Source organism: Streptomyces sp. NPDC046909, from assembly GCF_040644695.1.
Lineage (GTDB): Bacteria > Actinomycetota > Actinomycetes > Streptomycetales > Streptomycetaceae > Streptomyces.
In genome coordinates, this window is record NZ_JBEYXC010000031.1 from 1 (window position 1) to 17,699 (window position 17,699).

The following is a 17,699-nucleotide window of genomic DNA, read 5'->3' on the forward strand; positions in this document are numbered from 1 at the left end:
ACCCCCCAGGTCATCCGTTCGACAGGGGGGAACAGTCATACCGGGCCCGGAGGCCAGCGGCCCTCTTGCAGGACCGCGAAGAACATAACGGGGGGAGGGCTGAGCAGTGAGTGACCTCAGCGCAAATGGGTGGACCGAGGCCACTTGGAACCCGACGACCGGGTGTCTGCTGGCTGCGACAACTGCCAGCCGGCTCCGCGAGATGTCCTACGACGGCTTCCACCGACGGCTGGACCTCCTCGGCCTACCCTGACCAGCGCTCCCGCGAGATCGAAAGACTTTACAACAGCCCTGTCAGCTGGGGGCCTTCGGCACCAGCTGGTCGAACCCGAGACCGCTGCTGCCTTCGCCACCCGCACCCGTCCGGCGCCGGTAGCCGAACCAGGTGACGACCCTGCCGTCGAGCCAGCGGCAACGCTGCCAGCGGCTCTCCAGCCGCACCCCCGCTCGCGACACCTCCTCCTCGGCCAGCAGATACCCCGTCGGCACCGGCCAGTCGAGTCCCTCACGGACGAGCCTCGTCACGGGCTTCACCTTCTCCGGCAGGACGCCCTGCGTGCCTTCGAGCAGGCGGGGCATCGACGCGCGCTGGAGCTGGATCTCCCGGTTGTCGTCCGGCACATGGACCGGGATGAACGGGATCCAGTTCTCCGGCACCGACGTCATCAGCACATAGGCGAGTCCGGCATCGTTGGAAAGCGGAGTCGGCGGCGGGGTCGGCGCCACGCCCGCCTGGAAGCGGGCGTGCACCTCCAGGGCCACCTCCCGGCCGCGCCGCGAGGATCCGTCGGCGAGCTGCACGGTCTGCTCGATCGCCCACACCATGTTCGACACCTCGTCGCGGATCAGGTCGACCGATTCGACGGGCTCGCTCTCCAGACCGGTCGGCGTGGTGGCCGGCAGGAACAGCCGGCCGTCCCGCCTGCCCTTGTCCGACAGCCGGTACATCTGCCAGCTGCGCACCGGCCCGGCCGGGTCGACCGCGGGCTCGATCCAGGTCCGGTCGCCGAACACGTTGGTCACGACGAGCCCGCGGATGCTCGTCAGCGACCCGACGGGAAGTTCGATCGGGAGCAGGAACCAGTCGGTTGCGAACACCACGCCGAACTCGATGAGGAGCAGCTTGGCGATGTCGGTCGTGTCGGGTTTGATGTCGCCGAAGTTCACCAGCCCTTCCTCGAAGGCCCAGTGGCGCGTGTTCGGCATGCCGTCGAACTGGACAGGCGTCGGGAGGAAGCTGGTGGCCCGCAGCTCCGCCGGCGACGGGCCCGGGTCCATCGCCTCGCCGCCCGCGTCGAAGTGGTACCAGTCGAGCCGCCCGCCGTGGTACTCCGGTGCCCGCAGGGACGCCCCTTCGGCCCCGACGGGTGCGTTGAGGCCGAGGCCGTACTCGAGGTGGCCGGGCAGCCAGTTCTCCAGCCCGTCCTCGCTCTGGTAGAAGGTCCTGTCGACCCAGCTGACCAGCTGGTCGCCGATGCCGTCGACCTGGTCCGCCGCCGCGCCCGTGAGCCCGAGGCCGTCCGACGCCCTGCCTGCGTCCTTGAGGTGGGCGTACAGTGCGCCGCCGTCGGTCAGCCGTCCGGCCAGCGCGTCGAGGAACTGCCAGGTCGAGGCCGAGGCGGTCAGCTCGTACTGCTCCTTCCGATCAGGGTCGGGGCGGACGAACTCGTAAGTCGTACGGTAGAACGCGAGGTGCGCACCGAGTCCGGCGGCAGTGAGCATGCGCTCCCAGCGGCGGCCCAACTGCGCGCCCAGTCGGGCGTCATGCGGCCGGCCGTTGCGGGTGAGGTCGAGCGGACGCGCCTCCACCACCGCTTCGAGCGGCTGAGACCCGTCGTATCCGGCTGTGTGGCCTTCCGGGTCCCGCACCTGGCTGACCTGGTCGGTCGTCCATGCGAGCTTCGCGGTGACCGGCGAACCCGCGTCCTCGCCGATGAACTCGCCGGTCTGCCACTGGCGGGTCAGCAGCCACAGGGGGTCGCGCAGCTCGGCACGCAGCGCCCGGCTGAAGTCGTCGCGCCGGGGGCGTCCTTCGAGCCGGTTCCAGAAGACGTTCGTCGGCCGGCGGACCTTGCCGGCGATGACGAGGTCGAGGTCCTCGGCGACGACGTACCTATTCATCGTCATCCTCCGCCAGTACGAGGTGCAGTTCGCTGTTGACCGCGAAGTTCCGCGACGCCGTGATCGGGAACAGCGTCACCGAGGCGAGGACCGCCGGCAGGAGCGGCCCGAGCGGGGTCTGCGCCAGCTGATCGGGCTCGACCGCGCGGAGCCGCGCGAGGTCGAGGGTCTCGTGCAGAGTGTCGACGATGTCCTGCCACTGCCAGGCTGCTCCTGGCACCGGTGGTGTCACCAGGAGCACCGCTTGGGGTGCCTCGCTGCCCGGGCGATCGTAGTGGAAGCTGAGCCCCGTCGTCTCGGCGGTACCAGGCACGACTTCCACCCATTCGTCGACGAGGAGCCCGCACAGGTTCTGCGCCGGGTCGTCAGGGTCGATGAGGGCCCCCGTCGCGAAGTGTGCCGTGTAGAGGAGCTTGTCGCTGTCGAACGCGAACGGCCGACCGCCGCGGAAGGTGCCGGGGAAGTCGAGCCCGAGCCAGACGTCGTCGGCCAGGTACGGGAACTGGACCCCCGCGAGTTCGAGGGAGCCGGCGCCCAGCACCGGCCCGAGCATGGCGGCCGTCTCCAGGTGGCGCATGCGCTCGCGCACGCGCGCGACGCCGTTGAGCCAGTCGTCGAACGGGAACGGCGTGCCGTCGGCCGGGGTCGTCAGATGCTCCAGGATCGCCGACCGGTCGGCCCACGCGTGCCGCCACTCCTCCCGTACGGCGGGAGGCAGCCCGAACTCGGGCAGCAGGACGAAGTCCTGGCCCAGCACGGCCTGCTGCGCCCGCACCAGGGCCTGATGCGCCTTGTCGCCCTGCACCAGCGACGCGTCGGCCAGCGCCTTGTCTGCCTCTTTCAGCCGGGTGTCGACATCGTCGCTCAGCTGCCGGGTCCGGGCGAGCAGGTCCCGCGCCAGCGCCAGCACCGACCGGCGGAACGGCTCGATGTCGAACGGCGTCAGGTCATGGGCGGCCACTGTCGTACGGAAGCCGGTGATCGCCCGCAGAAGGCCGCCGCAGTGTTCGTGGCCCGAGCGCAGGGCTTCCAGTGCCGACCGAGCAGAGTCGAAGTCGCCCCGTACAAGAGCGACCCGGTCCTCGAGGTCGGAGATGCCCACAGGCACGGGCGCGATGACCGCGGTCGAGACGAGCGAGACGGCACGCAGCAGTAGTGCCCTGCGGTCGTCGTCGGTCGCCGTGCCGGGAAGCGCGGCGTAGTCGGCCATCACGGCGTCGAACTCGCCAGCGTAGCGGGTCCAGCGATCAGCCAGCCCGCCAAGGGCCTGCTGCATCGCGCTGTACCGCGCCCGTCGGCCTTCGACCGGCGCCGCAAGCCCGCCTGCCCGCAGCCCGAAGGGCACGAGCGGGCGGACCCGGTCGCTGTAGTCGGCGACCCACTGGTCCACGGAGTCGCGGGCGGCGTCGCACGCGGTCTGTACGTCGGCCTCGTCGCCGACCGCGGCCTCCAGGGTCGTGATGAAGTCCTCGATGGGCGCCTGCTGGGCGCTCAGCAGGTCTCGCACGGCGGTGACCTTGTCCGTACGGGGGACCAGGACGCGGTCATCGGCGCGCGATGCTTCGTTCTGGAGCGAGAGGTCCGTAGCCCGCAAGGGCCGCGAGCCCAGGACGAAGCCACGGAGGGCCCGGACGAGTGGGGCGATCTCGAAGAGCGTGGTCCCGCCGATACCCGGCAGCCGGTAGTGGAGGGTGAACACCGCGTCGTCGTGCGGGGCGGTGGGCGCGTGCGCGCAGGCGTAGTCGATGAGGAGCTCGTCGAAGGCGGACATCTCCCGTCCGCCCGCGGCGTCGATCAGGTAGAACAGGTCGACGGCGGCCAGGCCCAGCTGCTGCATCGACACGTCCAGAGAGCTCGTCGTACCACCCGGACGCGACCAGCTCACCCTGGCCGTCACCGACGCGGGGCCGGGGAGCTGATCGGACACCCACTGCGCCAGCGCCGGTTCGCCCTGCTCCCGGGGATGGGTGAGCCCGCCGGCGCCCGGCAGGAGACCCGCCGCCAGATGCAGGCCGACTCGGTGCGTCAGTGCACGGCCGCTTCGCGGGGTGGTGGCGACCTCGACCGTGGGTGGGTAGTTCCCCTTGGAGAACGCGTCCATGCTGCCGGCGGCCTTGTCGTGGTTCCCGCGCACCATCTGGTAGACGCCCTCGGCCACGGCCAGGTCGGCCACGGCGTCCGCGATGCTGCGCATCAACGCCACCTTGTCGTCCACCAGCCGACCGATCTCCGCCTCGGTCGGCAGCCCCGGGCCGGTGAAGTCGCTGAGCGGGGGGAGACCGTCCACGTCGTACGGGTAGGTCTCGACACCCTTCTCGTCGATGTGTCTCGACAGGGCCGCACCGTCGAGTACGTTGCGGGCCTCGACCTGCTGGATCCGGGTGAGGGTCGGGACACGCGTCGTCCGGTTGCGGTTGCCCCTGAGAGGGAAGGCCCGGCGCAGGCCGTAGACGATCCGGTCGAGGAACAGCGACGGCTCGTCGTGCAGCGCCCGCTCCAGGCGGTAACCGAGCAGCGCCCCGAGTGACTGCCCGTCACGCATCCCCTCGATCACCTCCTCGGCCAGCCTGACCCGTTCGGAGCTGAGGTCGATCGCCAACAGGTCGGGAGCGCCGGGCGTGCCATGGGCGAGGTGCCCCGCACGCAGGATCGCCGCCGTCACCGCCTGGTCGAGGGAGGGCGCGTGGACGTGGCCGAGGTTGTCGTCGTCCCGCACCAGGGGCTCGGTCCCGTCGAAGACCGCCGCAAGATCCCGGTCGAGCTCGACCGGCTCATGTCCGGCCCGGCTGGGCGCGAGATCCTCCAGCCAGCCGTACGCGCCCAGGTGGATGCCCCGCCTGGCGAAGCCCTCGTCGCTCTCCTGGCGCAGCTGGGCCAACCGGACCGACGACAGGCCCAGACGCCAGGCATCGAGGCGGTGGTTCAGGCAGTCCAGATGCTCGACGAGCGCACGCTCGAGCCGCGCCGTGGGTACGCCGTCGAGCAGGTCGAGCGCTCGCAGCTGCTCGGCCAGAAAGAGCCCTCGCGGCTCGATCACCGACGGGATGAAGTCGCCGAGTCGGCGGCCGGGGTCACCGGTGACCGCCTCTTCGGCGCGGTAGAGCGGCGCCCATCGGCTGGCCGCCGCGCCGGACTCGGTGACGGCGAGATGGATCGGCTCCTTGCGCTGTGCCCGGAAGGTCACGTCGTCCCACTGCAGGGCCTCACGGCGGAGCACGAGCCCGCAGTCGACGTATCCGAGGTCGAGTGAGTGGTGCAGCATCTGGTAGAGCAACGCCGTCGGCACGCCGTCGAGGAAGCCCTCCTGTTTGCGCAACGCGTCGTGCGAGGTGCGCGCCGCCCGCAGCAGCCACTTGATGTAATCGAGCCCGTCCGCGCGCTCGACGGGAAGCCCCTCGGTCTCCGAGAGCTCGACGCTGACCAGATCGCCGGTGAGCAGGTTGGCGCTCGCGAGGAAGACCTTGTCCAGCAGTGCGGGGAGGTCGCTCTCCGCGGGGATGGCCCAGCCCAGCTGGGCGAGGGCGGCCAGGGCTTCTTCCACCTGGCGGCGGGCCCGGTCGGTGACCGGGGCGCCGACCGGTTCACTCGCGAGGCCCAGCAGGTTGTAGTACTGGGTGAAGCTCTGTGAGTAGCGCTGGAAGAACTCGACCGAGACCGGGTGCAGGCCAAGCAGGTCGAGCAGCGTCTGCTGCGGATCGGCTCCGGGGCCGCCGACGTGCGACACATCGGCGGCCAGGCCCGACCAGATGCGCACCGCCCGTTCGACCAGGGAGTGCAACCGGGTCAGGTAGGCCGCTCCGGGATCGCCGCGCACGGCGCCCTTCCGGTCCCGGCCGGCGAAGGCCATGCGCGACCACGCCGTCGCGGGCAGGAATCCGTACGGCTGCCTGCCGACGCGCACCAACGGAGTCGTCCCCCGCCCGATCACGTGGCGGCAGAAGAACTCCCGGGTCCGCTCGACGGTGCGGTCGGAGAAGACCGGCTCCATCATCTGTTCCATGAAGTAGCCGAGGGTGGCGGGCCACAGCGCGACGTTCATCGCCCTGGCCTCCGACTGCTCGCTGCCGAAATAGCCCGGCGAGCCCTTCAGGACCTCGGGATCGATCCCCAGGAGTCCGGCGAGCCATGCGCCGTCACGCCGTTCGCGCCCGTCGGCGGGGTCGGCGGGAGGGCTGTCCGGATGGAAGTGGTCGTAGGCGGCGTTGTTGTCCTCCCACCAGCTGTAACCGGCCCGCGACTCCTCGGTGTTGTTGGTCGCCTGGCCCTGACGAAGCAGGGTGAAGCCCTGGCGGCCGGCCTGATGGTGGCCGATCAGCGTCTCCAGTTCGGCCGCGCCCTCCGCGGCGTCACTGGCCAGTCGCAGGCCGAGCACGAACAGCCGGTCGAGCCGGGGGTCGACGACGCCTCGTTCGGTCAGGTCGACGACGATGCCCATGCCCTTGTCCACCGCCGCCCGGAAGTCGACGGTCCAGTCGATCGCGTCCGAGGCCGTGATGTCCGTGCCATCGGCCTTGATCTGCCCTTCCTCGGCATCGGAAGGATCGGGACCGACCCCCAGGTCGGGCGGAATAGGGAGGCCGACCTGCCTGAAGACCTCCCCGCCGGCGCGGAACCCCACCACCACCAGGCGTTCGGGCAGCATCCAGGCACGCGCGCCGCGGGTCCAGTCCTCGGCGGATACGGGCAGCCCGGACGGATCCGGCAGGTGCAACACCACGACGCGGGGGGTGGTGGACTCGTCGGGCCGCACCTCGACGTCGTGCAGATTGACGGGTACGAGCGTCGACACCACCTCGTCGGCGCGGGCCCGTCCCAGTCGGTCCCTCAGGTCGTCGTAGGCCTCCTGAGCCTCGGCCCCGCCGCTGGACCAGACGCGCGCCCAGTACGCGCCGATCTCGTCGAGCTGGTCGGCGGGCACCGGTGTCTCGGTGCGGATCACCAGGAGGTGGTCGCCTTCCGCCGCAACGGGCTCGTCGGCCGCGTTGACCGGCGTGTACCGGCCGAGGAGCCACTGTGCGCGTCCGGCGCCGTGCGAGCGGGCAAGAGCCAGCCAGGCCGCCCGTAGACCCTGGGGGTTTCCGCCGGCGCGCCACCGATGGGTCCAGTAGATACGGAGGTTGTCGAGCTCCGCCCGCGAGATCTCGGGCTGGAAGCTGTCGACAAGGATGTCGTCGGGAAAGGCCCGGACCCAGAGCTGCTGGTGCTCGGTGCCGTCGCCGTGCGGAACCTGCTTGTACCTGGTCTCAAGACGGAGCGGGAACAACGCGATCGGCATGTCCTCGGTGAGGTGCTGAACGCCCTTGACGGGGTCGGCGAAACCGGAGAACGCCCCCATCGCCTCGCCCATCGCGGCCTTGGCCCCGACCAGTCGCCTGCGCGCGGCCCCGGCGTCCGCGCGCGCCTGGCGCAGCGCACGCTGGAGTTCGGCTTCGATGTCGGAGGGACGCCGTGCGGCCTCGCGCAGGGCTCTCTCCAGCGCCTTGACCCGTTCGGCCGCGGCGACGACGGCGTCCCGGCCCTCGTCCCATGCCCGCGCGGCGGTGCGGTAGCCGGCCTTCGACTCGGAGAACTCCGTCATGGCGCTACCCCTCCCGTCGGAGCAGCTGCGAGGCGTGCACCGACATGATCACGGGCGTCTGCAGCGCGATGTAGGCCAGCTCCGCCGCGCTGAGCCCCGCGTCGAGGGGCACGTGCCGGTCGAACTCCCACTGGACGCGCTTCTCCTGGAGGGACGGGTCGAGCGGCTCCTCCAGGGTCCGGGGCGGGATGGCAGCGACCGACAGGGGCTTGCCCTCGGCCATCCCCGGCGCGACGTCGGCCCAGCTCAGGTCGTTCCAGACGTTGACCGCCGTACCCGCCGCGCGGGAGACGTCGAAGCCGAACCGGGCGTCGCCGGGGACCTCTTCGATACGGAAGAACCAGCCAGGCCTGTCGTCGACGGTGTCGTCGCCGCGCGCGACCTCGGCTGTCAGGTCGAAGCCGAAGAAGTAGATGTCCGGCGCCACGCGCGCTTCGTAGAGCGGGAAGATCGGGGTCGTGCTGTCGTCCAGCTGGCGCTCCTTGGCCTTGTCGGGCGTCCCGTCGCTCTTGGGCTGCCACTTCGCGGGCTGAGCGCTGATGACGGTGTTGGGGTACTTCTTCAGCAGCTCGCCCCGTACGACGAGCACCAGCTCCTGTTCGGCGCCGGTTCCTGCCTCGCGGTTGTCGTGGTCGCCCAGGTCGCTCGCGCCGGGCCACAGGTGCAGCGGCTTCACATCCTTCAGCCGCTCGCGGGCGGCCGCCGGGTCCGGCGCTTCGGCGATCTTCTTGCGTACGTCCCAGAACTGCCGGAAGTAGCTGCCCCGCTGATCCGTCGGGTACTCGCGCCAGAGCAGCTCGCGGGCGAACTCGTGGTTGAGGCCGACCAGATAGGCCTCGATGAACCGCTGGTCGGTCTCGAGCAGGGTCACGCTGTCCGGTTCCACGAGGTGGATGTTGGGGACGAACGCGTCGGGGTCGGCCTTGGCCAGCGGTTCGTACATCGGGATGTCGAACTCCGGATAGGCCATCGCCTCGACGAAGGACTCTCCCATCTGGTCGCGGATGCGCTGCGGAATGTCGATGCCCGCCAGCGTCCAGCGCGGCACGGTACGCGCCGGGTCGAGGCCCGTCACGATGTCCCGGGCGACCTCGTCGACCACGAGCGGCACCTTGTCGGGGACCTTGCCCAGCGCGCGGCTCAGGCCGAGCACCCGGAACTGGTCCTCCAGTGCCGACTTGAAGCCGGCGGCCACCTCGTTGTCGGGCCCGCGCGGCGGCGCGGACGGCAGATCCGGCGCCCTGCGCGGGTCCGGGACCTCGGTGAACACGAAGCCGGACGACTCGGGAAGCTGCTCGGTCATGCCGGGGACCTGCGCGTCCTCGCCCAGAGGCGGCACCGCTGCTGGATGTCGACGTCCCCGGTGGCGGAGCCACAGCCAGAGCAGACTGACGGCCAGGACAGCGAGCAGCGCCCAGCCGACCGGCCCGGCGAACAGGAGGACCAGGGCGAGCACCAGGACGCCCAGCCACGCCGGCCACCTCACCGGCGTACCGAACAGCCAGTCGCCGACCCGGTCGAGCACACCGCGAGGCGGCGTCGCGGCGGCGGCGAGATCGTCGGGGGTCAGGATGCCGTCCGGAGGGAGCTTGTCAGGGGTCGCGGTGATCTCGCCCGCATTGGCGCGCGTGACGACCTCTCCGGCGTCGAGCGGGTCGGTGAGACCCAGACGCCTGGCGACCTTGCCGCCCGGACGCAGGTGGCGCCGCAGGGCGACCGAGCCCATCGCGGCACTCATCGGGCTCCGCTTGACCTGATGGCGCACGGTGACCCCGCCGGACAACAGCCGGGCCGCCGCAGGTGCCTGCAGCAGCAGGAGGCCACCGGGAGCCGCTGACGCCAGAGGTCGGAAGTGGCGCAGATGGGTGCGCAGGCCGGCGTGCAGGGCGAAGTGGGCCAGGCGGATGCGACGGTTGGCCTCCAGCACGTCGCCTATCTGGTCCCAGGCGCCCTCCATGTACGTCTCCTGGTCCTTCTGGACCATGGCCGTGCCGAAGCCCGCCGCCGAACGGAAGCGCGGGTCGAGGTTCAGGTCGTGCACCCAGTTCTCGCGATGAGGCACCGGGGTCCCGTCCGACGCGTCGAGGAGCCGCTCGGTCAGCGCGTGCCACCGCCCGTAGGCAGGCGGGGTGAGCATCGGGTCCGGGTCGTCGTTGACGCTGTCGTCGAGCGCCGGATCGGTGTTGGCCGAAGGGCCCTGGACCTGGTAGCTGTCCGCCAGGTTCACGAATGCCGCCAGCTGTCGCTGGAAGACGTGCGGGTAGGGCTGGGCCCAGTTCTCGTAGGTGCCCCGCTCTGCCAGCTCCTCGGGCGAGAGGACGGAGAGCGGGGCGCGCAGGGCGCCCCCCATGCGCAGGACGCCGTTGAAGGGCGGGTCGTTGATCCCCGACACGTTCGGTGCCGGTTGGCTGACGTCGATCTCGCGGTGGCCGACTCTGCTGTCCACCGTGCGCGGTGTGAGCAGCCGGACCAGCGATTCGAAGTCGCCCTGCTCGGCGGTGCGGAAGAACCAGCGGTGGTAGAAGGGGAAGTGGTTCGGGTCGGGGCGGTTCGCCGCCGTCGCGTATGCGCCCCAGGCCGACGACGTCGGGGTCAGGGCGTTGGCGGGGTTGTCGAACAGGCCGGACTGCTCGATCCCGAGGCCGGCGAGCCGGCCGCTCTCGAACGCCGGCACGAGGAAGGCGTGGTAGCCGGTGCGGGGCTTCAGCCTCCGCGGGCACAGCAGCCTGGAGCAGGCCCGGTCGGGTTGGCTGCTGATCAGCGCCTGTGCCTTGCGGGAGGCCAGGTCGGCGTCCGTCTCCACGACGTTCGCCGAGAAGTCGGCGTTGGCGTGGACGTGCGCCCAGGCCCACCCCTCGTCCGCCGGCTGGAAGATACCGCCGAAGGGGGCGGTGATCTTGATGTAGGGCAGCGGCCGCTGTCCTGTGCCGGTGCCCTCGTCGAACTCGCCGGTCTCCTCGAGTACGACAAGCGCCAGCCAGGGCAGCAGCTTCCTGCCGGCGGGCGCTGCCGGTGTGTACCGCCACGGGAAGTCCTCGTCGTAGAACTCGATGGCGGCGAGGTAGTTCGGTTCGAAGTTCGTCACCCAGTCAGCCGGTTCGAGACGGCTGATCTGGGCGGTGTCGATGCCGATGATGTCGCCGGGCCCGTAGAGCTCGACGTCACGTGCGACGGCTGCGCTCTCGGTCCCGCCACCGATCTTCGTCCCGTTCACGGTCAGGGAGACCGGCACCGTGGCGCGCCGGCCGCTCACAGCCGTGATCCGGTTGGCGATGCCGTTGCGGATCCAGGGCAGGAACGTGTAGGTGCCGAGCGGCTCGGTCATACGGCCACGCTCGCTTCCGCGGTGGGGATGACATGCAGGTCGGCGGCCGCCTTGGGGGCACTGCGAGCATGCCGCTTCAGCGCGTCCACCGCTTCGGCCTGCGAGGCGAAGCTGCGCCCGTCCGCCCAGGGGGAGTTGTCGACGGCCGAGGCGATCACGAAGCCGCCCTCCTTCGCCTTGATCTTCTCCGTGAAGGGCGCCTGCTGCCTCGCCGTGTGCCGTGACAGCGGCGAACGCGCCGTCGCGTTGCTGCTCAACCGCTGCTCGAACCACCCGAGGCCGGCGTTGAAGAACCGCGACTGGTGCTGCTTGTAGTTGTCGTCGATGACGATCAGCTCGTGCAGGACGACCCGCTTGACCGCGTGGCTGGTGCGGGTGTCGCCGGCCGCGACGGAGAGTTCGGTGCCGGCGTCGAACTTCTCGTAGCCGGGTGCGGACAGCTTGGCCGCGCCGTCGATATCGCGGTACTGCGCGCTGGCGAACGACTCGCGCGCCTTGACGCGCTCGACCAGGCCCGTGCCGCCGACCGTGAGCGCGAGCCGCGAGACGTCCGAGACGGCCTTGTTGCCGATCTTCTGGATGTCCAGGTCGAGCGGCACCCCGCGCTGGGCCACCCGCAGCGTGCCCACCGGATGGAGGACCAGCTCCGCCGTGGGGTCGATCTCGCGCAGGCTGACCGAGATCGGCGCCCTGGTGGGCGGCACCGCGATCCAGTTCTCCCTCTTCTCCAGCTCCGCGACGAGGATCGGCAGGGCGGGTACGCCGTCCAGCACCGTGTCGGCGCTGTCGCCCCAGGTGTGCGAGAAGGGCACGCTGATGTCCCAGAAGAGCAGGGAGATCGAACCCTCTCCATCGACGTGCCACGGCGACGTCCCCTCCAGCTCGCCGCGGATACGTACGCTGAAGAGGCCGGCGCCGAATACTTTCACAGACATCGACGCGGAGAAGCTGATGACGAAGTAGAACGGCGAGAACTGGAACAGCGCGTCGAACCCGAGGTGCCCGTCGACGGAGAAGGCGTCGACGCCGAAATACAGCTCGACGGCGGCGCCGAACTGCGCGGTGTTGGACGTGACCGCGAAGTAGCCCTCGACCCGGATCCGCGCGAACGACTCGTTGAGGATCGAGATCGACACCCGCTGCGGACTGGGGAACGGCATCGGCGGGGGCGTGAACCGCGGATGGAAGCCGCCGACGCTGAGGACGAAGTTCGGGTCGTCGCCCCAGGCGATCAGCAGCCCCATCTCGCCGCTGATGGTCAGGAACAGGACGCGGCTGCCGTAGAGCGAGGCGAAGAACCACAGCCGGCCCTTCGTCGGCTCGAGGGCGCCGATGAACTTGACCTGGAGGACGAGCAGTGCCGCTTCCTCGTCGGGCAGGGTGCACTTGAGTACGCCGAGGATCGCGATGTTGCCGGGAGGCACCTCGATGATGACGCCGAGCGACGCGGTGACCAGGGTCGGCGTACCCCAGCCGAGCTTGGCCATCGGGCCGATCATGAAGTGCCCCTCCAGCGGCGGGAAGAAGCGCTTCATGTCGGAGATGATCTGGGGCGCGTTGGCGATCACGTCGCGCGGGAACATGATGTTCTCGACCGAACCGGAGCGCACGCCCTCGGCCAGCTCGTCGAGCCGCATCGTCCGGTTCAGGCCGATGAGACCGCCGAGGCCCACAAGTGTGAACCCGAAGCCGAGCTGGATCGGCGTACCGAACTCCGCGGTGATGATGATGAGCAGTGAGAAGCCGTCGGAGCCGTCGGGCATCCTGGTCTGGATGACGCCGATGGCCTTGACCGCGAACAGGCCGGTGAAGGTCAGCTCCAGCGCACCGGCGTACTCGCCCTTGTCATGGTCGAGGTACAGGAAGCCGCCGCCCTTGACCACCCCGGCGTTGACCGCCAGACCGACACCGCTGGGAGGCTTGAAGGCGGCCGTCAGGTCGACCGGACCGAGCGCCTTGTCCGCTGCGCCGGATCCGTCGGATCCTTCGGAGAAGGACAGCACCGTCTCGACGCCCATCCGCTCCACGCTGGCGGTCAGCGGTCCGAGATGACCAGTGACGGCGGCCGAGGTCTCCAGGGCGAACGAGCCGTCGTCACGGATCTTGAGGATGAGGTAGAGGGTCTCGAACGTGGCGATACCGAGGGACTGGTGCATGGGAACGGCGATCTCCAGCCCACCGGCAGCTCTCACCTTGAGGCCCTCGGACAGCCGCCACGATAGGCCGAGGTCGAAGACGCCCCGTACCTCCGCCTCGGCGAGCAGAGAGGCGAGGAAGTTGTCGGACTCCTCGCTGCCCAGGGACAGCGTCAGCCCGGTGAGCTCGACGAGCACGCCCGGGTCGACCCGCACGGCGCCGGTCGTGCTGGCACCGACGACGAGTTCGGCGCCGATCCCGAAGTCCTCGGCCTCCAGCCGCACCAGGTCGTTGCCCCCGACGATGGTGAAGCCGCGTGCGGCCGCGTTGCGGTTGGTGACGAACCTGAACGCGCCGCTGGCTGTGCCGGTCTTGGGCTCGATCGACATCTGGAACGGCGGCCGCAGCCGGAAGACGAAGCCACCTTCGAGCGCGAGGTCCGCGGTGAAGTCGCTGCCCCAGCTCGGGCTGTACGTGACGCGTTCGCTGAAGGAGTGGGCCAGCCGGGCCGAGTAGTCGAGCAGGATTCCGGGCGGGCTGACGTTGCTGTCACGGCTCCAACGGGCCGGTCCGGTCACAAGAAAGGCGTCACCGCCCTGCCTGCCGGCCTCGGCGCTCGACTCCTCCGGGAAGAAGTCGAGCACGCTCTGCAGCAGCTCCTCCGGGTCGAACGTCGCAAGTCCCCATCCGTGGGCGTCGGCGAAGTGCGCGGCAGGGTCGGTGAACAGCGACTCGATCCGGTCGAGACGCAGGTCCTTGCGGATGAAGCGCGGGGTGTTGATCGCGCCGCTCTCCTCGACGACCTCCCAGTCGACAAGGCCCAGGAACTTGAGGATGTGGAGGGACATCGGGAGCCGCTGTTCGAGGAGCGTGATCACCGCGTAGTCGATGGCCTTGCGGACCATGACCCCGGCGAACGCCTCGACGGCATCGCCTTCCGGGCCGCCGAGGGCAGCGCCCCTGGCCGCGATCCGGTCGATCATCGCGATCAGGGCGTTGACGAACCGGTACAACGCCTCGACCAGATGCACGAGCCCGGCCGCGAGCGCGTCGTCATCGGCAGCCGTCAGTGCCGCGTCGAGCTCGCCGGCCGCCTCCCGCAGCTGGGCCCCGGCATCCCCCAGCGCCTGCCCGGCACCGGTGACCGACGGATCGGACACGATCGCATCGGGCAACTGGAAGCCGATCCCATCGGTGTCGAGATCCGCTGCCAGCCCGCTGGTGTCTCCCAGCGCCTGCGCGATCCAGATGCCCAGCCGGGCCAGGTAGACCTCCTCACCTGCCACAGCGCCCCCTCCAGGTCACGGCTCGCTCAGGTCACGTTGTCGTGGGTCGTCTTGCCGTCCGCCAGCCCCGCACCGTAGGCACGGGTGCTCGCCGGTGGCACCGACGGTCTGACGGCCGCCCGCGCGGCGCCCGCCAACAGCGGGCGCGCCGTCGCCGTGTTCAGGTCCGGCTTCTTGTCCAGCATCAGCGCCACCACGCCGGTGATCATCGGTGTGGCCATGCTGGTGCCACCGAGCTTCTCGAAGCGGTTGCCGTCATGCCAGTCGGGCAGGTGGAAGGCATCCGGGTCCGAGTCACGGCTCTTGGCCGAGTCGATCTTCACGCCGGGTGCCGCGATGTCGGGCTTTTCCGCGATCACCGCCAGCGGGGCGGCCGGATCGGAGAAGTCCCGGAGCGGGCCGCGTGAGGAGAACGAGGCGATGGCGCGGTAGTCGGCATGCGTGGTGTCGCCATCCTTGTCGTCGTACGCCGCGACGGTCAACACGTGCCGGCCGAACGTGTCGACAGTCGAGAACTCACTGGTCACATCGATTGCCGCGTCGAGCGGGAGACCATTGGTCATGGTGTCGGCGACCTTGAAGGAGACGGACTTCCCAAGGGCCCAGCTCTGCCTGCGGCACATCAGGAACAGCTCGGTTCCCGCCGGAGCCGTGATCTTCACCTCGTAGGCACCGGTGAGGTAGCTGATCGTGCCGCCGGATGTGCGCGGAAAGACGTTCAGGTCGAAGCTGTGCCGACGCAGGCTCCCGCCGTCCGGGTGGCCCACCGTGGGTTCTCCGCCGTGGAGGGCGACCACGTGGTGGGCGTTCGCCGCCGGCGCGAGGTTCACCAGCAGGCGGGGTGGCCCGACCCGTATCCCGTAGTGCTCGTCGAGGAAGCCGCCCACGGACATGGCACCGGTGAACGCGGCCCGTTCGGGGAGGCGCACCGCGAAGGAGACGGCGGTGAACGGGTTGGCGCGGCGATACCAGAACCTGAAGCCGATCGGGGGCTTGAAGAGGCCCGGCAGGCAGTTGGTGTACTTCGTCTGCAACGCTCCGCGCGTGTCGGTGAGCAGCAGCGGGACAGTCACCTCGCCGCTCGCGGGCACCTCGATCCGTGCCACCGCACGGCGGCTGTCGTCGCCGTGGTTGCCGGACGACTTGACGACGATCGCGCCGGTGGGGAAGTGGGTGGGATCCGCGGCATGGGCCGGGTCCAGCCTTTCGTCGACCCAGACCGCATCGGCGTCAAGTCCGTCGCCGGGCTCGAGCGGGGAGCCGAAGCTCATGTTGATGACGATCGACTTGCCCAACGCCCGGGCTGTGCGGAGGCAGTAGAGGATCGCGTCGCGGAACTGGTCGTCGGGGCCGACCTGCACGCCGGGTGGTCCGGTGAAGTAGTGGATCGGGAACGGGGTGTCGAGCATCTTCACCGCGATGATGTCCGCCTCGGGCGCCACTCCCATGACCGCCGCGTCCGCCCCTGCGACGAACTGGTTGCCCCCGGCCGCGATCCCCGCGACATGCGTGCCGTGGCCGTCGCAGTCGCGGTGGCGGAGCGGCGGACCGCCGTTGAGGGAGGCTTCGATCTCGGTGTCGTCGTATTCCACGCCGTAGCGCTGCGTGGACGCGAGCAGGGAGAGGGCCGGGCAGTCGGTGGCCGCGGCGGGCGTCAGGCCCTGGTCCCAGATGCGCAGGATCCGGGTCTGCTTGGTCGGGACCAGCCGCTTCATGAACATCGGGTGCGTGTAGTCGATCCCGGTGTCGATCACGGCGACGATCACCCCGGCTCCCGTCGCGTCGGCCCCGCCGGTGAAGGCGCCGGTCGCGGTGACGGCGTGCCAGAGCCCGTCGGCCAACGCGGCGGAACTCGCCCGTACACCGATGTCCTTCACGGCCGTGTCGAGATCGATGCCGCGTGGCGCGCCCGACGAGATCCACTCCACCTGGTCGAGCTGAGTGAGCCGCGGCAGGTCCTGGAACAGCACGATGCCGTAGGCATGGCCGTCGCCCTCTTCGCCGAGGTCGAACCCCGCGGCCTCGATCGCGGCGAGGTCCCCGGTGTGGGTGATCCGGACGCTGATGCCCTGGGAGGTCGCGCCGCCGGGGGTCCCGGACTCAGACTCATAAGCACGTAACACCATGAGGAGCCCCACGTCGAGCTTCGCGAAGTCGGTCACGCCGCCGCCTCCATCCGGGCTAGCTGGCTACCTTGCCGAAGTCTTCCGCGCACTTCGGCAGTGGATGACGTTGGGTGATCCAGCGCCAGGCCACGACGAAATCAGCGTACTTGGCCGTGGTCGTATGCGCAGGACCGCGGCGCGCTATTCGGGTCGGTCATGCCGTCGTTCACACCCGCCCTCCCGCAGAAGGAGCCGCCAACGAGACCCGGCCCGTCGGCCGCGGCCACAGCGTTCGGCCGACGAGCTGCCGAGTGAGCCCGGACTGCCTTGCCCAATACAGCGCGGAATCCGCCGTGGCCGAGTCGTGCTCTTCTCAGCTTGTCCTGGGCTGTCCAGACTTCACGACAGGGATGGTTGAGGGGGAGGCGGCGATGGTTGCTAGGCGTCAACAGGGCTCGACTACACGTCGCTGGCGAACGTCAGCAGTGAAGCCGGTCGCGCTCGGTGGTGGCGGGCTGCTGATCGCGTTAGCGGTCTTCTGGACAGCCGTGTGGCCCTATGCCACGGCACTCGCGGTCCTGTGCGGTGTGGGGTTCGTGGGCTGGTGGTTGTGGCGTACGGACAGGAGGCTGCGGGCCAGGGACGGTCGGTGGCGCCACGAAGACGCGGTGCAGGCCGGACGAAGGACCTTGGCAGAGGTGGATGCCATGACCGGGACCGAGTTCGAGGAGTTGGTCGCCACGCTGTGCCGGCGGGACGGGTGCACCGCGGTACGCCGGGTCGGTGGTTCGCACGACAACGGTGCCGACGTCGTGGGGCGTCTGCCGGATGGTCGGACGATGGTGGTCCAGTGCAAGCGGTACGCGCCCACCAGCACCATCGCCAGTCGTGAGCTGCGTGACCTGCTGGGCGCCAAGGTGCACTTCCAGGCCGATGTGGCGGTGTTCGTGACGACCACCAGGTTCAGCGGGCCGTCGGAGAAGTTCGCAGTGGAGCATGGCATTCTCACCGTGCACCGCGATCACCTTGGCCTGTGGAACAACGGCGCGTCCCTGCTCTCGCTGGGCAGTGTGAACGGTCACGGCCAGGGGGACGCCCGTCACCGGGCACGCTGGAAGCAGGCCTACGGGAGGTAGCCCGTAGGGCCG

General features: G+C 70.0%; 6 protein-coding genes. 1 reads left to right on the forward strand and 5 read right to left on the reverse strand.

Going from position 1 to position 17,699, the window contains the following annotated elements:
* Positions 1 to 294 precede the first annotated feature (294 nt).
* Genes ABZ928_RS51175 through ABZ928_RS51195 form a run of 5 tightly spaced genes read right to left on the reverse strand, consistent with a single transcriptional unit; the run spans position 295 to position 16,608 of the window.
* A complete protein-coding gene (locus ABZ928_RS51175) occupies positions 295 to 2,121 on the reverse strand; it encodes a hypothetical protein (RefSeq protein ID WP_361536310.1) in 1,827 nt (608 codons plus the stop codon).
* Positions 2,114 to 7,699: a hypothetical protein gene (locus ABZ928_RS51180; RefSeq protein WP_361536312.1), complete on the reverse strand. Its 5,586-nt coding sequence runs from the start codon at positions 7,697 to 7,699 to the stop codon at positions 2,114 to 2,116. The genes ABZ928_RS51175 and ABZ928_RS51180 overlap by 8 nt, the downstream gene beginning before the upstream one ends.
* A 4-nt stretch (positions 7,700 to 7,703) precedes the next feature.
* Entirely contained in the window at positions 7,704 to 11,024 is a 3,321-nt protein-coding gene (locus tag ABZ928_RS51185) for a hypothetical protein (RefSeq protein WP_361536314.1), read from the reverse strand.
* On the reverse strand, positions 11,021 to 14,446 hold the full coding sequence (locus ABZ928_RS51190) for a DUF6603 domain-containing protein (RefSeq protein ID WP_361536316.1): 3,426 nt from the start codon (positions 14,444 to 14,446) through the stop codon (positions 11,021 to 11,023). The genes ABZ928_RS51185 and ABZ928_RS51190 overlap by 4 nt, the downstream gene beginning before the upstream one ends.
* A 26-nt stretch (positions 14,447 to 14,472) precedes the next feature.
* Complete coding sequence (locus ABZ928_RS51195; RefSeq protein WP_361536318.1) at positions 14,473 to 16,608, reverse strand: S8 family serine peptidase; 2,136 nt, start codon at positions 16,606 to 16,608, stop codon at positions 14,473 to 14,475.
* Between the two features lie 650 nt (positions 16,609 to 17,258).
* Here ABZ928_RS51195 and ABZ928_RS51200 point away from each other — a divergent pair.
* Positions 17,259 to 17,687: a restriction endonuclease gene (locus tag ABZ928_RS51200; protein WP_361536320.1), complete on the forward strand. Its 429-nt coding sequence runs from the start codon at positions 17,259 to 17,261 to the stop codon at positions 17,685 to 17,687.
* Positions 17,688 to 17,699: the final 12 nt, after the last annotated feature.